The 17,118-nt window shown below is 73.4% G+C and carries 16 protein-coding genes; 4 read left to right on the forward strand and 12 right to left on the reverse strand.

Translation table 11 applies throughout. The features are described 5' to 3' along the window. The 3 genes from ABME01_RS15385 to ABME01_RS15395 form a co-directional block, all read right to left on the reverse strand. Window positions 1-603 (reverse strand): AAA family ATPase (locus ABME01_RS15385; protein ID WP_353829306.1); only part of this gene is annotated, 603 nt, incomplete at its 3' end. 122 nt (window positions 604-725) lie between these two features. Beyond that, the gene (locus ABME01_RS15390; protein WP_353829307.1) at window positions 726-923 is read right to left on the reverse strand and encodes a hypothetical protein; all 198 of its coding nucleotides are present in this window, start codon (window positions 921-923) and stop codon (window positions 726-728) included. Window positions 924-1,217: 294 nt separating this feature from the next. Beyond that, the gene (locus ABME01_RS15395; protein ID WP_353829308.1) at window positions 1,218-1,958 is read right to left on the reverse strand and encodes a pyridoxamine 5'-phosphate oxidase family protein; all 741 of its coding nucleotides are present in this window, start codon (window positions 1,956-1,958) and stop codon (window positions 1,218-1,220) included. A gap of 96 nt (window positions 1,959-2,054) precedes the next feature. Between ABME01_RS15395 and pdxR the strand changes: the two genes are divergently transcribed. Beyond that, a complete protein-coding gene (pdxR, locus tag ABME01_RS15400) occupies window positions 2,055-3,551 on the forward strand; it encodes a MocR-like pyridoxine biosynthesis transcription factor PdxR (protein WP_353829309.1) in 1,497 nt (498 codons plus the stop codon). Window positions 3,552-3,561: 10 nt separating this feature from the next. Here the strand turns inward: pdxR and ABME01_RS15405 are convergent, their stop codons facing one another. Together ABME01_RS15405 and efeU are read right to left on the reverse strand one after the other, a co-directional pair. Continuing rightward, on the reverse strand, window positions 3,562-4,275 hold the full coding sequence (locus tag ABME01_RS15405; protein WP_353829310.1) for an alpha/beta fold hydrolase: 714 nt from the start codon (window positions 4,273-4,275) through the stop codon (window positions 3,562-3,564). 104 nt (window positions 4,276-4,379) lie between these two features. Beyond that, entirely contained in the window at window positions 4,380-5,261 is an 882-nt protein-coding gene (gene efeU / locus ABME01_RS15410) for an iron uptake transporter permease EfeU (RefSeq protein WP_353829311.1), read from the reverse strand. Between the two features lie 132 nt (window positions 5,262-5,393). On the opposite strand from efeU, the gene ABME01_RS15415 reads away from it, so the two are divergent. Then, on the forward strand, window positions 5,394-7,532 hold the full coding sequence (locus ABME01_RS15415) for a S9 family peptidase (protein WP_353829312.1): 2,139 nt from the start codon (window positions 5,394-5,396) through the stop codon (window positions 7,530-7,532). Between the two features lie 63 nt (window positions 7,533-7,595). Then, complete coding sequence (locus tag ABME01_RS15420) at window positions 7,596-8,927, forward strand: FAD-binding oxidoreductase (RefSeq protein WP_353829313.1); 1,332 nt, start codon at window positions 7,596-7,598, stop codon at window positions 8,925-8,927. A gap of 3 nt (window positions 8,928-8,930) precedes the next feature. On the opposite strand, the gene ABME01_RS15425 is transcribed toward ABME01_RS15420, so the two are convergent. The 3 genes from ABME01_RS15425 to ABME01_RS15435 all read right to left on the reverse strand — a co-directional run bounded on the left by ABME01_RS15425 (window position 8,931) and on the right by ABME01_RS15435 (window position 13,555). Beyond that, window positions 8,931-11,645, reverse strand: a complete 2,715-nt coding sequence (locus ABME01_RS15425; protein WP_353829314.1) for a carboxypeptidase regulatory-like domain-containing protein — start codon at window positions 11,643-11,645, stop codon at window positions 8,931-8,933. A 391-nt stretch (window positions 11,646-12,036) separates the two neighbouring features. Beyond that, window positions 12,037-12,663: a DUF1349 domain-containing protein gene (locus tag ABME01_RS15430; RefSeq protein WP_353829315.1), complete on the reverse strand. Its 627-nt coding sequence runs from the start codon at window positions 12,661-12,663 to the stop codon at window positions 12,037-12,039. Window positions 12,664-12,733: 70 nt separating this feature from the next. Then, a complete protein-coding gene (locus ABME01_RS15435; protein ID WP_353829316.1) occupies window positions 12,734-13,555 on the reverse strand; it encodes an oxidoreductase in 822 nt (273 codons plus the stop codon). A gap of 117 nt (window positions 13,556-13,672) precedes the next feature. Between ABME01_RS15435 and ABME01_RS15440 the strand changes: the two genes are divergently transcribed. Then, window positions 13,673-14,239, forward strand: coding sequence for a TetR family transcriptional regulator (locus ABME01_RS15440; RefSeq protein ID WP_353829317.1), 567 nt, complete (start codon window positions 13,673-13,675; stop codon window positions 14,237-14,239). Between the two features lies 1 nt (window position 14,240). On the opposite strand, the gene ABME01_RS15445 is transcribed toward ABME01_RS15440, so the two are convergent. From ABME01_RS15445 to ABME01_RS15460, 4 genes are all read right to left on the reverse strand, one after another. After that, window positions 14,241-14,624, reverse strand: coding sequence for a DUF2834 domain-containing protein (locus ABME01_RS15445; RefSeq protein ID WP_353829318.1), 384 nt, complete (start codon window positions 14,622-14,624; stop codon window positions 14,241-14,243). Window positions 14,625-14,691: 67 nt separating this feature from the next. After that, window positions 14,692-15,342 carry a hypothetical protein gene (locus ABME01_RS15450; protein WP_353829319.1) on the reverse strand — a complete coding sequence of 217 codons (651 nt, stop codon included), beginning with the start codon at window positions 15,340-15,342 and terminating at the stop codon, window positions 14,692-14,694. Window positions 15,343-15,450: 108 nt separating this feature from the next. After that, window positions 15,451-16,380 (reverse strand): NAD(P)-dependent oxidoreductase, encoded by a 930-nt coding sequence (locus ABME01_RS15455; protein ID WP_353829320.1) that lies wholly within the window; start codon window positions 16,378-16,380, stop codon window positions 15,451-15,453. Between the two features lie 104 nt (window positions 16,381-16,484). After that, window positions 16,485-17,118, reverse strand: a 634-nt coding sequence (locus ABME01_RS15460) for an EamA family transporter (protein ID WP_353829321.1), incomplete at its 5' end; no start/stop codon positions are given.

The following is a 17,118-nucleotide window of genomic DNA, read 5'->3' on the forward strand; positions in this document are numbered from 1 at the left end:
CAGCGGGTGGCCGCGCGTGACGTCGTCGGTCCGGTAGGTGAGCACCATGAGGAGCCGGCCGGTGCCGAGCGACCGCAGCAGGAACCGCAGCAGCACGAGGGTCGCGGCATCGACCCAGTGGAGGTCCTCGATCACGAGCACGATGGGCTCGTCGCGCGAGAGGGTCTCGAGCAGGACGGCGACCGCTTCGTGGAGCTGGCCGCTGCCCGCGCCGCCGGGGGTGATCACGACCTCGCCGACCGGCTCGCCGCCCGACGCGGCGAGCTCGGGCAGGAGCGCGACCAGCGCGGCGCGCCCCGGGCCGACCGCCTCGAGGGCCCGCTCCGCACCCACCTGGGCGACGAGCTGGCGGAGGGCGCCCTTTACCGGAGCGTACGGCGCGGCGACGTCGCCCAGGTCGACGCACTGGCCGCGGACGACCCTGACGCCCGGGCCCAGCGTCTGCACGAAGTCGCCCACGAGCCGGCTCTTGCCGATCCCCGCCTCGCCTCCGATGACGGCGGTGGCCGGCGAGCCGGCACGGACCGAATCGAGGAGCCCGGCGAGCCATTCGAGTTCGGCGTCGCGACCCACCAGGGTCGCACTCGACGACTGATTGGACACCCTGTCATCGTCCCACGAGCCGATGACATCGGCGCCGGGCCCGAAGGCTCGGCGCCGAGCATCGGCGTCGTGGCGGAGCGGAACGGCGGCGGCCGTTCCGGTCGAGCCGGATCCGCTCGACGTCACTGCGCGAATCGCGGCGCGTGGCGGCGGAAGAGGCGGCGGAGCGGAACGGCGGCCGCCGCCGCGATCCCGCGGCCTGACGGCGCGGCCACCGGCATCCGCTCGGCCGCGGCGCGCGCCTGCGCGATCCGCTGCTCCGCTCGGCGGATGGTGCTCTCGTGCACCTGCATGGCGACGACGCCTGCTGCGTGGTCCATGGTGTTCCTCCTGGTCTGGCGATGGTCCGAGACTCCTCCCTGAGGTGGGGTCCCGGCATCGGGAGATGTCCATATTTCGAGGGAGCGGGGTCCTGAGGCGCTCCTCAGGACCCCGCCGCGGCCGGATGCGGACGTCCGGGTCGATCCGACCTCAGTGCGCCAGGGTGGGCGTGCGGTGGTATCCGTCCCTGCGGAACTGGACCACCGAGGCGGTCACGGCCCACGCCGAGACGAGGCCGAGCACGATCGCTGCGAACATCACGCACCTCCTTCCGGGGTTCTCGGTGACGCCGGTCAGCGCACCGCGCCGAGGCCGACCGCGACCGGTCGGTCGCCGGTGGCGACAGATGGCTCGTCGAACGGGGCGGATGGGGCCGACGCCGTCGTCAGGGCCGTCACGGAACCGGGCACGGGCGCGCCCGGCTGCGTGAGCGACGAGGGCACCGGGACGCCCCACGTCCGCACGAGGGGCACGACACCGGCCCAGGTCGTGTGGTCCTCGCCGTCGTCGGGAGACTCGGACGGTCCACCCGCGCGCTGCTTCATCACGACGTCCTCGAGCGGCAGGCGGAGCACGCGCGTGGCCGCGACCTCCTTGCGGCGCATCGCGCGCACCTCGGCGGCTCGGCCGGGCATGAGTCGCTCGGAGAGGGCGAGCAGCGCTTCATCCGCCTCATGGTCCGGGACGGCCTCGAGCACGCCCATGACGGTCGCGCTCCGGTAGTTCATCGAGCTGTCGAACAGCGAGCGGGCGTACACCAGTCCGTCCAGCGACGTCACCGCGAACGACACCGTCGATCGCGCGGCGGCCGCGCGGAGTGCGAACCCGCCTCCCGTGGAGCCGTGGAGCACGAGGTGTCGGCCGACCCGGGCGAAGCCCATCGGCACGACGACCGGAACGCCGTCGAGGGCCACGGCGAGGTGTCCCACGAGCTCGGCGTCGAGGAGCTCGTCGAGCGCCAGGCGATCGGAGGTCTCGCGGTCGGGCAGCCGGCGGAGCCGGCGGGACGGGACGACGGGTCGGGTGTTGGTCATGCCGCCAGTCTGCGGCGGAGACTGGTATGGTGCTCATACCAGTTCGCGCACTTTCGACCAGTCCAGTTGGACCGGTCGAATGATCGGGGAAGGCGCATGGACGGACCACTGCTCGTCATCGACCGCGACGACGCCCGCCCGGTGGGCACGCAGCTCGTCGAAGGGCTCCGCCGCGGCATCCTCGACGGCCGGCTCCGCGCCGGCGACGCCGTGCCGTCGACCCGCGTGCTCGCGGGCGAGCTCGGCGTCTCCCGCAGCTCGGTGGTCGCCGCGTACGACCAGCTCGCCGGCGAGGGCTACCTCGAGGTCCGGCAGGGTGCTCCGACGCGCGTCGCGCCGCAGGTGCCGGCGGACGTCGGCGGCGCGCGGCCCCGGCTCGCCGACGACGCGGGTCCGGTCGTCGAGGCCACCGGCGAGCCCCGGTCCCCCGCAGCCGACCCGGGCGGGGGCGACGCCCCGGACGACGGTGGGACCGAGCGCGTCGACCTCCGGCCGGGCCGCCCGTCCACGTCCCGGCTCGACGAACGCGCGTGGCGCGCGGCCTGGCGACACGCCGCGCGGGTCACGGTGCCGGGCGACGTCCCGCCCGACTTCGGCGCGCCGCGGCTGTGCGCCGAGATCGCCGATCACCTGCGGCACGCGCGCGGGGTGACGTGCTCCGCCGACGACGTGGTCGTGACGGCCGGCACGAGCGATGCCGTCGCCCTGCTCGCCTCAGCACTCCAGCTCATGGTCGACGGCACGCCCCGCGTCGCCGTCGAGGACCCCGGGTACCCCTCGGCGCGGCGCGTGCTCGAGCGCCGCGGTGCGCTCCGGACGGTGCCCGTCCGGGTCGACGGGGACGGGATCGACGTCGCGATGCTCCGCGCCGTCCGCCCCGCCCCGCACGCCGTGATGGTCACGCCGAGCCACCAGTACCCGCTCGGTGGTCGCCTGCCCGTGGCCGCTCGGCTCGCCCTGCTCGAATGGGCGGAGACCGCCGACGCGCTCGTCCTCGAGGACGACTACGACAGCGAGTTCCGCCACCTCGGCGCACCGATGCCGGCGCTCGCCTCGCTGGACCGCTCGGGCCACGCGGTGCTCGTGGGCAGCTTCTCGAAGGTGCTGACCCCGTGGCTGCGCCTCGGCTACCTCGTGCTCCCGGCGAATGCGAGGCTGCGCGCGGCGGTGGCCGCCGTGCGCGACGACGAGACGCCGCCGGTGAGCGGCATCGTGCAGGAGGCGTTCGCCGAGCTGCTCGCGACGGGCACGGTTCGGCGCCACATCGCGGCCGTGCGGCGGGATTACGCGCACCGCCGCAGCCTCGTGCTCGACGCGCTCGGCGGCATCCCCGGCGCCCCGCTCTCGGGCCTCGACAGCGGGCTGCACGCGGTCGTCGGGCTGCCGGACCACGACACCGCCGGCCGGGTGGTCGACCGGCTCGCGGCGGACGGCGTCGACGTTGCGCCCCTGGCCGAGTACGCGGTCGAGCCGGGACGGGGCCCGGCGGGGATCGTCATCGGCTACGGGTCGCCGTCCGACGTGGCACTCGCTCGCGCCCTCGCCCGCCTGCGCACGGCGGTCGAGGGCGAACTCGCGACCCGCGGCGCCTGATCGGGCGCGCTCAGCGCGCCGGCGCGGCGGCCCCCGCGCGAGCGAGGATCAACTCCGCCAGCTCGCGCGGCCGGGTGAACTGCGGCCAGTGCCCGGTCGGCAGGTCGACGCGCTCGACGTCGCGGATCGCCAGGAACTCCGAGGCCCACGCCGGGCCGCCCGCGAGCCATTCGTCGAGCTGTGCGACCGAGTACTCGGTGCACACCGCCGTGACCGGCACGTCGAGCCGGCGCTCGTCGGCGAGGCGCTGCGGCCCCGCGAGCGGGCCGGCGGGGGCCGGGATCGCCAGCGCCCGGAACCGCTCGCGCGCGGCGTCGTCGAGGTCGCGGAGGTCCTCCTCGCCGAAGGCCGACCAGTCGGGCAGCGGGATCTCGCCGTCGACCGCGTCGTACCCGCCGACGAGCGCATCCCCGTCGGCCGACGGCAGCCCGCCGACGAGGATGGCGCGGACGACGCGGTCGGGCCGCCGGTCGACGGCCGCCCACGACAGGTCGCACCCCGCGGAGTGGCCGACGAGCAGCACCGGCCCGGATGCCGCATCGATCGCCTCGACGATCGCGCCGACGTGGTCGTCGTACCCGATCCCCCGGCGGTCCTCGTCACGCGAGGCGAGCCCCGGCAGGGTCAGCGAGCGGACCCGGTGGCCCGCGCCCTCGAGCTGCTCGGCCACCTCGCCCCACGATTCGCCGTCGAGCCACATGCCCGGTACCAGCACGATCTCCATGTCACGTTCCCCCCGCCTCGGCGCCGCCCGCGCGACGCGCCTCGTTCCACGGGCACGCTAGCGCGCGGCGCCGACACCCCGGCGCCGCCCGGCGCCCCGGCGTCTCAGGCGGTGACCGCCGCGGCCCGCACCTCGGCGCGCGCGGACGCCTGCTCGCGGGCCTCCGCCCCACGCGGGCGCCGCGGCCGGCGACCGACCATCCGCAGGTAGAGCGCGAGGGTGACGGCGACGTAGGCGATCCAGCCGAGCACCTGCGCCCAGGTCGGCGAGGGCGTGTAGTTGAAGATGCCGCCGAGCAGCACGCCGCCCCAGCTCGAGCGCGGGAGCACCTCGCGCAGGTCCCAGGCGTGGGCGGCGAGGACGGGCAGCACGCCCGCCTCCTGCAGGTCGTGCAGGGCGTACGCGAAGACGCCGGCCGCGACGAAGACCAGGAACACCGCGGTCCAGGTGAAGAACGCCGAGAGGTCGATGCGCACGAGTCCGCGCGCGATGCCCCAGGCCAGGCCGACCGCGGTCACGATGCCGAGCAGGGCGCCGATGGTCCCGAGCACGGGATCGCTGCCGCTGGAGACGTTCGCCCAGACGAACAGCGCCGTCTCGATGCCCTCGCGCCCGACCGAGAGCGCGCCGAGCAGCACGACCGCGATCCACGATCCGCCGACGGCGACGTCGGCCTTCCCGCGCAGCTCGGCGGAGAGCCCCGCGCCGTGGCGCGCCATCCAGAAGATCATCCAGGTGACCATGGCGACCGCGAGCAGCGACAGCACGCCGCCGAGGAGCTCCTTCTGCTCGTGGCTGAGCCCGACGGGCCCCCAGGTGAGCAGGGCGCCGACGCCGAGCGACACGACGACGGCGATCGCGATGCCGAGCCACAGCCGGCCCAGGAGGTCGCGGCGTCCGATGCGCCCGAGGTAGGCGGCCAGGATGGCGACGACGAGTCCGGCCTCGAGGCCCTCGCGCAGGCCGATCAGGAAATTCGCGAGCACGGTGCTCCTCCGGGTCGATGATCGGGTGTGAGCTTAGGCTAACCTCACTTCATCGGATCGGCCAATGCGGAGACCCGGTTCCGGCTCCGCCCGCTGCGTGCCGCGATCGCGCACCCGGCGTAGCGTGGTCCCGTGCTGAACCCTCCGGTGACCGAGAAGCGACCGACCGAACGCACCCACCACGGCGACGTGGTGATCGACCACTACGAGTGGTTGCGCGACAAGGACGACCCGGCGGTCATCGCCCACCTCAACGAGGAGAACGCGTACACCAAGGCGAAGACCTCGCACCTCTCGATCCTGCAGGAGCAGCTCTACGAGGAGATCCGGCACCGCACCAAGGAGACCGACCTCAGCGTGCCGACGCGCGAGGGCGACTGGTGGTACTACTCCCGCACGGTCGAGGGCCGGCAGTACGCCATCCACTGCCGGGTCGCGGTGCGTGCGGCCGACGACTGGGAGCCGCCGACCATCCCCGAGGACGGATCGCCGCTGCCGGGCGAGCGGGTGCTGCTCGACGACAACGTCGAGGCCGAGGGGCACGAGTTCTTCGCGCTCGGCAGCTTCGACGTGACGGGCGACGGCACGACGCTGCTCTACGCGACCGACGTCGAGGGCGACGAGCGATACACCATCCGCCTCCGCGCGATCGACGACTCGGGCCGCGACCTCCCGGACGAGATCCCCGGAACGGCGGCCGGCGCCCTCTTCGACGCGACCGGCCGGTACGTCTTCTACACGACGGTGGACGACGCGTGGCGGCCCGACACCGTATGGCGGCACGAGATCGGCACGCCGGCCGCGGACGACGTGCGCGTGTTCCACGAACCCGATGAGCGGTTCTGGCTCGGGGTCGGACTCACGCGCAGCCGGCGCTACCTGGTCCTCGAGGCGGGATCGCACGTGACGAGCGAGTCGTGGCTGCTGGACGCCGACGACCCGACCGGCGAGTTCCGCGTCGTCTGGCCGCGCCGCGACGGGGTCGAGTACGACCTCGAGCACGTCGTCGCCGGCGGGCGGGACCGCCTGCTGATCGTGCACAACGAGGGCGATGCGGTGAACTTCGAGCTCGTGAGCGTCGCGGCCGACGACCCGCAGGGCGCCCGCCGCATGCTGCTCCCGCACGACCCGGGCATGCGCATCGAGGCCGTCCACGGCTTCCGCGACTTCGTCGCGCTCGAGTACCGGCGCGACGGACTGCCGCGCGTCGCCGTCGCGAAGGTGCCGCCGCAGGGCCTCCCCGACGATGCGACGCCCGACGACACCCTGCACGAGCTCGCGTTCGACGAGGAGCTGTTCTCGGTGGGTGTCGGCGGCAACCCCGACTGGGCGCAGCCGTCGCTGCGGATCGGCTACGGCAGCTTCGTGACGCCGTCGACCGTGATCGACCTCGACGTGGCATCCGGCACCCGGACGGTGCGCAAGCAGCAGCCCGTCCTGGGCGACTACCACCCCGAGCGCTACGCGCAGAAGCGCGAGTGGGCCACGGCGAAGGACGGCACGAGGGTGCCGATCTCGCTCGTCTACCGGCACGACCTCGTCACGCTCGGGGAGCCCGCGCCGACCCTGCTCTACGGGTACGGCTCGTACGAGCACGCGATCGACCCGGGATTCGGGATCCCGCGCCTGTCGCTCCTCGACCGCGGCATGGTGTTCGCCGTCGCCCACGTCCGCGGCGGCGGCGAGATGGGCCGGCTCTGGTACGAGCACGGCAAGACCACGCACAAGAAGCACACGTTCACCGACTTCATCGCCGCGGCCGAGCACCTCGTCGACATCGACATCACGACCCCCGACCACCTCGTGGCGCAGGGCGGCTCCGCGGGCGGCCTCCTCATGGGCGCGGTGGCGAACCTCGCCCCGCGCCTGTTCGCGGGCATCGTCGCCGAGGTGCCGTTCGTCGACCCCCTGACCTCGATCCTCGACCCGTCGCTGCCGCTCACGGTCATCGAGTGGGACGAGTGGGGCAACCCGCTCGACGATCCCGAGGTCTACGCGTACATGAAGTCCTACTCGCCCTACGAGAACGTGCACCCCGTCGGCTACCCGCGGATCCTGGCGATCACCTCGCTCAACGACACGCGCGTCCTGTACGTCGAGCCGGCGAAGTGGGTCGCGAAGCTGCGCGAGGTCGGCGCCGACCCGCTGCTGAAGATCGAGATGGCCGCCGGTCACGGCGGGGTCTCGGGTCGCTACGCGGCCTGGCGCGAGCGTGCGTTCGCGAACGCGTGGATCATCGACGCGGCGGGGGCGCACCCGAGCGGGGAGTAGCCGCACCGAGGTCCTCGCCCGGAGGGCTCGCGGATGTCGCCGGACGGGGCCAGACTGAGCGCCATGTCGTTCGTCACCGAACTGAGTGGGCGGATGCCGGGGCTCGTGCACGAGCCAGGCACCGCGGGGTACGAGGCGGGTGCGCGGGTGTTCGCCGGCGAGGGCACGCCCGACGCCGTCGTCCGGCCGACGTCCGCCGCCGAGGTCGCCGAGGCGGTCCGTGCCGCCGTGGCCGCCGGCGTGCCGATCGCCGTGCGCAGCGGCGGGCACGGCTCGGATCCGGTTGGGGGCGGTCTCGTGATCGACCTCGGCGCGCTGTCGGCGGTCGAGCTCGAGACGGATGGCGCAGCCGACGGTCCGCGACTCGTGCACGTCGGCCCCGGGGCGCAGTGGGGCGACGTGGCCGCCGCGCTCACGCCGCACGGCCTCGCGGTCTCGTCCGGCGACACGATCGACGTGGGCGTCGGCGGGCTCGCGCTCGGCGGCGGGCTCGGCTGGTTCGCCCGCAGCCAGGGGCTCACCGTCGACCTGGTCCGCGCGATCGAACTCGTCACGGCGACCGGCGACGTGCTCTCGGTCGACGCGTCGTCGCACCCCGAGCTGTTCTGGGCGCTCCGTGGCGGCGGCGGCAACTTCGGCGTCGCCACCCGGTTCACCTTCGAGGCCCGGCCCCTCGGCGCGCTCACGGGCGGTCACGTGCAGTTCGACCGGTCCGACGCGCGCGCGGTGCTCGGCGCGTTCCGCGACGTGTTCCGCGATGCGCCGGACCAGCTCAACGCGACGCTGCTCGTGATGCCGCCGCTCATGCCCGAGCTGCCGGCCGGGCCGCAGCTCGCGGTCGCGCTCGAGGGCGACGAGGCCGAGCTGCGACGCCTGCTCGAGCCGATGCTCTCGCTCCCGTCGGTGACCGAGGTCGCCCTCGGACCGGTCGCGTACGCCGACCTCCTCGAGGAGTCGCCTCCTGGCACGCCCCCGTTCGTCATGGTGGGCGCGAACGGCTTCGTGCCCGAGCTCTCCGACGCGGCCCTCGACGCGTTCGCGCGCGCCCTCGACGCCGACGAGCCCGTCATGCTCCTGCTGCGCGCCCTCGGCGGCGCCTTCTCGCGCGTGCCGGCCGACGCCACCGCGATCGCCCAGCGCGACGGGCTGGCGCTCGTCGCCGTGACCACGCTGCTCCCGGCGGATGCCGCGGCCGACGAGGTGTCGGCGGCCCGCGAGGCGGCGGCCGAGACCGCGTCGTTCACGACCGGCCGCTACGCGAACTTCACGCCCGAGTTCGGCGCCGACATCCTCGCCGAGATCTTCCCGCCCGCCACGCTCGATCGCCTGCGGGCGGTCAAGCGCGAGGTCGACCCGGAGGACGTGTTCCGCCCGAGCCACCACGTGACGCCGTAGCCGTCACTCCGGTCGCCAGGCGCAGGTGTCGCAGTCCTGCCGCCCCTGGTCCAGCGGATCGTCCCCCGGGCCGTGCCATTCCACGTCCGCGGGGCGTTCAGGTGGGGGCCGCACGTTCGACTCGACCGGCGCGGTCCGGTCCGAGGTCCTCACGATCGTGGCGAAACCGGGGGCCGAGGCCGTCACGCGGACCGTGACCGCCATGCCGACGTGCGCCGTTCCCGGCGTGAACGCCTGGTCGACGGCACCGTCGACGGCAGTGCCTCCGGCGAACCACCGGTACTCGATCCGCACGCCCTCCGTCGACGACGACGCCACGGCCGTCAGCGTCTCGCCGACCTTGGCGACTCCCGAGATCGCCGGGCCGTCGAGGGAGATGGTGCCGAGGCCGACCACCGAGGTGGACGGCGAGGTCGCGGTCGTCGAGGTGTGGCCCGGGGCGGTCCCCGTCGCCTGCAGCGAGATCCGAGCCCCGAGCTGCCCCGCGGCCAATCGGAGCGTCTCGCCGGTTGCGCCCTCGATCGGCGCACCGTTCGCGAGCCACCGGAGCGCCAGCGACGCGTCGGCGGTCGTCGTGGAGACCGCCGCGGTGAGGGTGGCTCCCACGACGGGCGTGCCCGACAGCTTCGGGCCGGTGATCCGCACCGGACCGCCGGCGAGTTCGGCGTCGACCCCCGAGCGCGCCTCTCCGACGCCGAGTTCGATGATGGTCGCCGACGCTTCGTCGGGTGCGTCGCTCCACCACTCGCCCCGGTACCCGGACGGCGGACGGAACTCGACCTTGTACGTGCCCGCCCGCAGGCTGGGGAAATCGAACACGCCGTCCCATGCCGGCATGCCGGCGTAGTTCCCGGTCGCATCGGAATCGACCCATCGGTACGTGCCGGCCTCCAGGCGATAGAGGCGCACGTACGCGGATTGCCCGAGTCGGTAGCCGCCCTCACCGACGACCTTGCCGCTGATCCGAGCGAACGGGACCAGCTCGATCTCCCCGATCGACGCCTCGGACCGCGCGGCCACCTCGACCGTCGTCCCGTACTGCGTGAAGTATCCGGGTGCGCTGAACGTGACCGAGTACACCCCTGACCCAAGGCCCGGTATCACGAACACTCCCGATTCATCCACCTGTCCGAACCGTCGGTCCAGGGGTTCCACACCGCTGAGGTAGGCGTAGACCTCCGCCCCCGGAACCGGCCCGCCGCGGGCATCGACCAGGACTCCCGTGATGGAGGCGCCGGGCGAGAGTTCCAGGTCCATCCCCGACACGATCGCGTCCTTCGCGACGTCGAATCGGACCGCGGAGTCGCGGTCGGGCCGGTTCCCCCACCACTCGTCGGTGTAGACGGAGCCGTCGCGCGGCTCGAATTCGAGGGTGTACGTCCCCGACGGCAGGTAGCCCAACGTGTAGGCGCCGGCGGAGTCGGTGCTCGTGTAGCGAGTCCATGCCGTGCCGCCGTCGATCTCCCCGTGGGCGGTGACCATGACGTGCGACACGGGGAGTCCGTCGCCGGTCACCGTGCCGGAGATCGTCGACCCGGTCGTCAGCTCCGCGTCGATCCCGGTCACGACGTCGCCTGGGGCCAGCATGATCACCTCAGCCGTCTCGAGGTGGTCCTGATCGTTCCAGTACTCGGGCAGACGGATCATCGTGTCCCAATCAAGCTGGGAGAACTCCACGGCGTACCCACCGGCGAGCGGCTTCGGCACGCAGAACTCGTAGGAGCCGTCCGCGGCGATGTTCGCTGATCGGACGTGGGAACCCTTCGCGGTCACCAGGTCGACGTCGGGCGAGTGGCCGGGGGCCCACGTCACCGTCCCCGAGATCGTCGCCCCGGGCTCGAGCTCCATGTCCGTCGTGGTCTCCGCGCCCAGCGTCACCGGGATCGTCTCGGCCTCATTCGTGCCACCTCCGGCCGGCCAATAGCCGCGGTTCACGCATCCCTTCGGGTATGCGGCGAGCAGGTAGCCTGCCGTGACCAGACCCGCGAACCGGTACCGTCCGGACGCGTCGGTCCGAGTCGACTTTCGACCGGTGTGCACGGTTTCACCCTCGACCTCGACCAACGCATCGGCGACGGGCGTGCCGTCCGACATCGTGAGCACCCCGGAGAGCGAGCCTCCGAGCGGGAGCTGCGCATCGATGTCCGAGATCGACTGCCCTTCCCCGATCTCGAGCGGGTCGGCGGTAGCGAAACTCAACGAGTCCTTCCAGTAGACCGCGAGGTACTCCGACGCTCGCGATCCGGCGGGGAAGAACTGCACCGTGTGCGCACCCGGCCCGAGCCCCTCCACTCGATAGGCACCGGCGTCGTCGGTGTTGACCGACCCGCTGCTGCTGCCCTGGACGTACACCCTGCCCTGCTGAACGGGCGTGCCGTCGGCGTAGGTCACCACGCCGGAGATCGAGGCGTTGCGCGCCGCGAATCGGGCATCGACACCGGTCCGATCCTGGTCGAAGCCGAGCACCAGTTCGCCCCGCTGCCAGCCGACCGTCGTCCAATCCGAGGAGTACCCGTCGTCGGAATGCGAGAGGTCGAGCCAATACTCGCCTGGAAGCAGCTCGTCGAATCGATACGCCCCCGCGTCGTCGGTGTACTCGTACGGCAGGCTCTGTCCCGACCCGAGGTGCTTCAACGCGACTCGGACGCCGGGAAGCCCGGCCTCCTCGTAGCCCCGGACGACGCCGGAGATGGATCCCAGTCCGGGCTCCGACTCCATCGACGCCAGGAGGGGACCTCCCGGCTGCACGGTCGGAGCCGACGGCGCGTCATCGATCCGGCCCGGCTCATCAGACGACGGATCGAGCGTCAGACGCGCATCCGCGATGGACGACGCCGCCCCGGATGTCGGCGGTGCCGCGTCCGTCGTCGGAGCGAACACGAGCGGGGCGAGCAGGAGTACCATGAGCGTCCCGGCGAGGGCTCGGATGGAGGCTCGGAGGGGACGGGACGGTGAGGTGCGCAGGGGCAACGGGGAGCTCCAACGGTCCGGGTCGGGGCGCCGTCGTCGATCGGTGAGGGCTGGCGACGAGGGCGGGTCGGGTCAAGTGAACCGCGCCGCCGCCCAGCGCGGCAATACCCGCGATCGATCCGTTACCCGCCGTGCCGCCTCAGGCGCTCGGCGGGTCCTCGTGGAGGTCGACGTCGGCGGGAACGAACGCCCACCGGGTGAAGCGCACCTCGAGGCCGGCTCGGGTCGGCGCGCAGACCATCGGCCCCGCGGTCGCGGCATCGGCGTCGAACGGCGCGACCCGGATGGTGCGCCAGGGACCGTCGCCGGCGCGGGCCCGGATCGTGACGGCCTCGCCGTCGACGCCCGACCGGCTCGCGCGGATCGTGACGACCTCTCCGGCCCACTCGGGCACGGGCGCGAGCGACCAGTCCGACATCCGGTTCGTCACGACGGCGCCGACGTGCAGCACGTCGTCGGTCACCTCGAGGCCGGCCTTGATCCAGAGCTCGTCGCCGCCGCGCAGGAAGACGCCCGCCTGGTCGTAGAGCCCGGTGAGCCCCGAGGTGTCGAGGGAGACCTCCACCGCCTCGTCCGACGCCCACGGGCTGAGCAGCGCGTGGCCGTCGTCGTGCACGAAGCCGTACTGGGTGGTGCGCCAGAAGTCGCTGCCCTCGGCGGCCTCGACCACGAGCCCGTCGCCGTCCGCGCGGACGGCGACGGGCTCGCTGGTCCAGACCCCCGCATGCCACGGAGCGTCGAGGGCATCCGTCACGTCGTCGGTCATGAGCCCAACGCTAGTGCCGGGGTGAGCGCCCGGGCTGCACCCGGTCGAGCGCGTCCGCCGCGGCCGCGTCTCAGCTGGCGGCCTTCAGCAACCGGTCGAACGCGCGGTCGCTGAGCACGCGCCGCGCGGCGATGAGCGGCTTGGCGAGGCGTCCGGCCGCGTAGCGCGTGCGCGGCCGCTTCGCGGCCACGGCCTTCGCGACGGTGCCGGCGATGACGGTGGGCGATGACCCGCCGGAGCCGCCGTCGCCGTAGTTGCGCTCCGACGCCTGGACGAGGTCGCGCGCGAGCTCTGCGTACGCCCCGTTCCCGCTCCGCTCCATCAGGGGTGCCGACATGATCCCCGACCACTCGGTGGCGATGAGGCCCGGCTGCACGATCACGACGTCGATGCCGAACTGCGCGACCTCGTACCGCAGCGCGTCGGACCACGCCTCGAGCGCGTGCTTGGTGGCGTGGTAGTACGCGCCGAGCGGGGTGTAGATCTCGCCGCCGACCGAGGAGATGTTCACGATCCGACCCGACTGCCGGGCGCGCATGTGCGGGAGCACCAGCTGGGTGAGTCGCGCGACGCCGAAGAAGTTGACGTCGAACTGGTACCGGACGTCGTCCATCGCGGTGTCCTCGACCGCGCCGTAGAGGCCGAAGCCGGCGTTGTTCACGAGGACGTCGATGCGGCCGGTCTCGGCGACGATGCGCTCGACCGCGGCGACGACCTGGTCGTCCACGGTGACATCCATGCCGATCACGCGGATGCCGGACTGCTCGAGGTCGGCCATGCGCTCGACGCGCCGCGCCGCGCCGTAGACCGTGTAGCCGTCGGCCGCGAGCCGCAGGGCGATCTCGCGACCCATCCCGGACGAGGCGCCGGTGACGAGGGCGGTCTTGACCATGGGGTTCCTCCAAAGTAAGTAACTGGTTGCTTACTACTGTACGTCCGCACCGGATATCATGTCAACAAGCACTTACTTACCTCGCGCCGACCGGCGTGGGACGGACGGGGGGACCACATGGCCAGGGACGCCGCGCAGACTCGCCGTCGCATCCTCGCCGCGGCACTGCACGAGTTCGCCGAGGGAGGCTTCGCCGGGGCGCGCATCGCCGGGATCGCCGACGCGGCCGCCGCCAACCAGCGCATGATCTACGCCTACTTCGGCAGCAAGGAAGGCCTCTTCGATGCCGTCGCCGACGACGTCATCGAGCGCGTGCACGTGGAGGTGCCGTTCGACCCCGACGACCTCGCGGGGTACGCGGTGGCGCTCTTCGACTACGCGCTCGCGCACCCCGAGGTCATGCGGTTCCAGGCGCGGCGCACGCTCGAGGCGCACGAGCCGACCGCACGCGAGCGCGAACTGTACGGGGAGAAGCTCGACGCGATCCGCGCCGCGCAGTCGGCCGGCCGGCTCCCCGCCGACCGGTCCCCCGTCGAGCTCCTGGTGCAGGTCTACGGTGTCGTGTCGGCGTGGCTGCAGGCGCCCGCCGGCCTCCGGCCGGGACTCTCCGGCGTCGACCTCCGCGCCAACGTCCACCGCGACGTCGCAGTCGTCGTCCGCAGCGACGCGGTCGCGCAGCGCTGACCTACGCCGGGGGCGGGTCCTCCGAGCCGCCGCCCCCCGCGGTGCCCGCGGTGCCCGCTCGCAGCGCGACGAGTCGGCGCTCGCGCATCGCGAGCCAGAGCGGGAAGGTGAAGGCGAACGCCGTGAGCGCCGAGCCGACGATGTACAGCCAGGCGAACCGCATGCCGAGCCGGCGCGACTCGACGACGATCAGGATGCTGCCCGCCACGGCCACCACGAGCAGGTCGGTCGTGATCGACGAGACCGCCGGTCCGCTCGCGACGAGGTCGCCGAGGAAGTCGCGCCGCTCGGCGATGGCGATCGCGTTGAAGGTCCACGTGCCGATCAGCCCCGCGATCGCGACCACGAGGTAGACGACGGCCAGGGGCGTCCATGTCCTGCGCATGCCGCCCAGTCTCGCCCGCGATCGTCGCGTCGCGGCGACGCCGCGCGGCCCCCTGAGCGGCCCGCGCTCAGTACTCCGGGATCGCCTCGACCGCGCGGCGCGCCTCGAGCCGGGCGAGGTCGCGGAACAGGTCGTCCCCGACGCCCGACATCCGCTCCGAACGGTGCTCGGCGTAGTCGGGCTCCTCGTCGTAGCGCGGCCAGCGCCGATCGAGCTCCTGCCCGATGGCCGCACCGAGCTCCTGCCAGGCGTCGTCCCTCGCGCGCAGCGCGAATCGGGCCACGTACTCGTCATCCGAACGCCGGGACCACAGCTCCTTCGCGACCGACGCGGCGATCCGCTCCCGCCGGCGCAGGTTCAGCAGGTCGTCTCGGTGGTAGTCGTGCTGGTGCTGCGAACGGCCGTCGCGACGACCGGCCGCCTCGCGCTCCTCGGCGACGCGCTCGGCGGCCTCGTCCTCCTCCTGCACGAGCTCGTACAGCACGTCGCGTGCGTGCTCGGCGGCGCGCTCCTCGGAGTACGGCTCGTCGGAGCGCAGCGCGTCGACGATGAGCCGGTTCTTCAGCGCCATCCGGCCCGCCGACTCGGCCATGAGCAGGCCCTCGTCGAGCATCTCGGCGAAGCTCGCCTCGCGCACCTCCGGCAGGCGCGAGCGGTCGAACGGCGCCATCTTCGCGCGCGTGCGCTTCGCCTCCCAGGGCCACCGGAACGCCGCCATCCCACCTCCTCGGCTCACCGGTTCCGAGCGTATCCGCACCCGGTGAACGGATGCCGCGAGCCCACGCGGCACCGTCCGCCGGCGGTCGACGAGGCTGGGGGCGTCCCGCTACTCCGTCGGATCGAATCCGGGCGTGCGGCCGTCGCGGCCCACGTACCTGACCACGAGGCTGCAGTCCCGGTCCCCGTACCCGTCGTCGATCAGGCGCGCGAAGCGCTCCATGGCGAGCCGCCCGGCGGCGAGGTCCAGGCCCGCGGCCTCGCCGGCCTCGAGCGCATACGAGAGGTCCTTCTCGGCGAGCCGCGTGGAGAAGGTGGCCTCGAAGTCGCGGTTCGCCGGGCTCGTCGCCACGACGCCCGGCACCGGATACCAGGTCCGCAGCGGCCACGAGTCTCCCGACGAGACCGTCGCGAGGTCGTGGAAGACCTGCGGATCGAGGCCGAGCGCCTCGGCCAGGCGGGCGCCCTCGGAGGAGGCCTGCAGGGTGATGAAGAGCATGAGGTTGTTCGCGAGCTTCGCCGCGATCCCGGCCGTCGGGCCGCCAACGGCGAAGACGTGGCCGGCCATCGGCGTCACCAGTCGCGACGCCTCGCCGGTCGCGGCCTCCTCGCCGCCCAGCATGAACGTCAGGGTCCCGGCGTGGGCCCCGGCGATGCCGCCCGAGACCGGCGCGTCGACGAAGCGGATCCCGCGCGCCTCCGCCGCGTCGTGGCAGGCGCGCGACGTCGCCACGTCCACGGTGGACGTGTCCAGCACGAGCGCCTCGCGCCGCACGACGTCGAGCACGCCCACCCGACCGCCGTCGCCGCCGATGATCACGTCGCGGGAGTGCTCGGACCGCGGGAGGGAGGTGAAGACCGCGTCGGCGTCGCGAGCCGCGGCCGCGGCATCCGCCACCACCCGGACCCCCGTGGACGCGGCCCGTTCCGCCATGCCCTCGTCGACGTCGAAGCCGACGACCTCGTGGCCCGCCTCGACGAGGTGCGCGGCCATCGGCCCGCCCATGTGCCCGAGTCCGATCCACCCGATCACGGCCATGCGCGTCCTCCTCGACGTCCCCGGGCGGCCCCGCTGCCGCGCCCGCCCCCCACGCTACGACTCCGGACGCGCCCGTGCACGGGTCGCGCGTCCTCCTGCACCGCTCAGGGGATCGACTGCGCGGTCGCCTCGAGCGGGGAGACGCGCCGCTCGCGCTGGGTGGCGAGGGCGAGCCCCGCGGCACCGCACACCACGGCGATCGCGACGGCCTCGACCACCGTGAACCGCTCGCCCAGCACGAGGGCCCCGAACACCGCCGCGATGACCGGCCCGAAGCTCGTGATGATCGCGTAGAGGCGCGGGGTGATCCGGCGCAGGATGTAGGTGTCGAGGCTGTACGGCAGGGCCGAGCTCAGGATGCCGACGCCCACGAGCAGCCCTGCCACGCGCCAGTCGATCACCGACGCGTCGAAAGTCCACGCCGCGAACGGCGCGAGGAGGGCGAGGCTCACGAGGCTCGCGACGGTGAGACCCTCGAGGCCGGGCAGCCGCGTCGCGACCCGCCGCGTGAGGAGGATGTAGCCCGCCCAGCTGGCCGCCGCGGTCAGCGCGAGCACCACGCCGATCGGGTCGACGCCCGCCGCACCGCCGGCCGCGGCATCCGCCCCCGCGCGCGCCGGCGCACCGGCCCCGGGCCCGGCGATGCCGGGCCCGACGAGCAGGAACACCCCGACGCCCGCCGCCACGGCGCATCCCACGTCGAGCAGGCGCCGCGACGTGAGCAGCGCGATCGAGAGC

The organism is Agromyces litoreus (assembly GCF_040496015.1).
Lineage (GTDB): Bacteria > Actinomycetota > Actinomycetes > Actinomycetales > Microbacteriaceae > Agromyces > Agromyces litoreus.

Excerpts from the sequence above, each read along its gene's own strand:
- ABME01_RS15445 (WP_353829318.1), bottom strand. The coding sequence starts at position 14,624 with ATGCGCAGGACATGGACGCCCCTGGCCGTCGTCTACCTCGTGGTCGCG.
- pdxR (WP_353829309.1), top strand. The coding sequence starts at position 2,055 with ATGGACGGACCACTGCTCGTCATCGACCGCGACGACGCCCGCCCGGTG.
- ABME01_RS15425 (WP_353829314.1), bottom strand. The coding sequence starts at position 11,645 with ATGGAGTCGGAGCCCGGACTGGGATCCATCTCCGGCGTCGTCCGGGGC.
- ABME01_RS15420 (WP_353829313.1), top strand. The coding sequence starts at position 7,596 with ATGTCGTTCGTCACCGAACTGAGTGGGCGGATGCCGGGGCTCGTGCAC.
- ABME01_RS15390 (WP_353829307.1), bottom strand. The coding sequence starts at position 923 with ATGGACCACGCAGCAGGCGTCGTCGCCATGCAGGTGCACGAGAGCACC.
- ABME01_RS15430 (WP_353829315.1), bottom strand. The coding sequence starts at position 12,663 with ATGACCGACGACGTGACGGATGCCCTCGACGCTCCGTGGCATGCGGGG.
- ABME01_RS15455 (WP_353829320.1), bottom strand. The coding sequence starts at position 16,380 with ATGGCCGTGATCGGGTGGATCGGACTCGGGCACATGGGCGGGCCGATG.
- ABME01_RS15405 (WP_353829310.1), bottom strand. The coding sequence starts at position 4,275 with ATGGAGATCGTGCTGGTACCGGGCATGTGGCTCGACGGCGAATCGTGG.
- ABME01_RS15450 (WP_353829319.1), bottom strand. The coding sequence starts at position 15,342 with ATGGCGGCGTTCCGGTGGCCCTGGGAGGCGAAGCGCACGCGCGCGAAG.
- ABME01_RS15395 (WP_353829308.1), bottom strand. The coding sequence starts at position 1,958 with ATGACCAACACCCGACCCGTCGTCCCGTCCCGCCGGCTCCGCCGGCTG.
- ABME01_RS15440 (WP_353829317.1), top strand. The coding sequence starts at position 13,673 with ATGGCCAGGGACGCCGCGCAGACTCGCCGTCGCATCCTCGCCGCGGCA.
- ABME01_RS15435 (WP_353829316.1), bottom strand. The coding sequence starts at position 13,555 with ATGGTCAAGACCGCCCTCGTCACCGGCGCCTCGTCCGGGATGGGTCGC.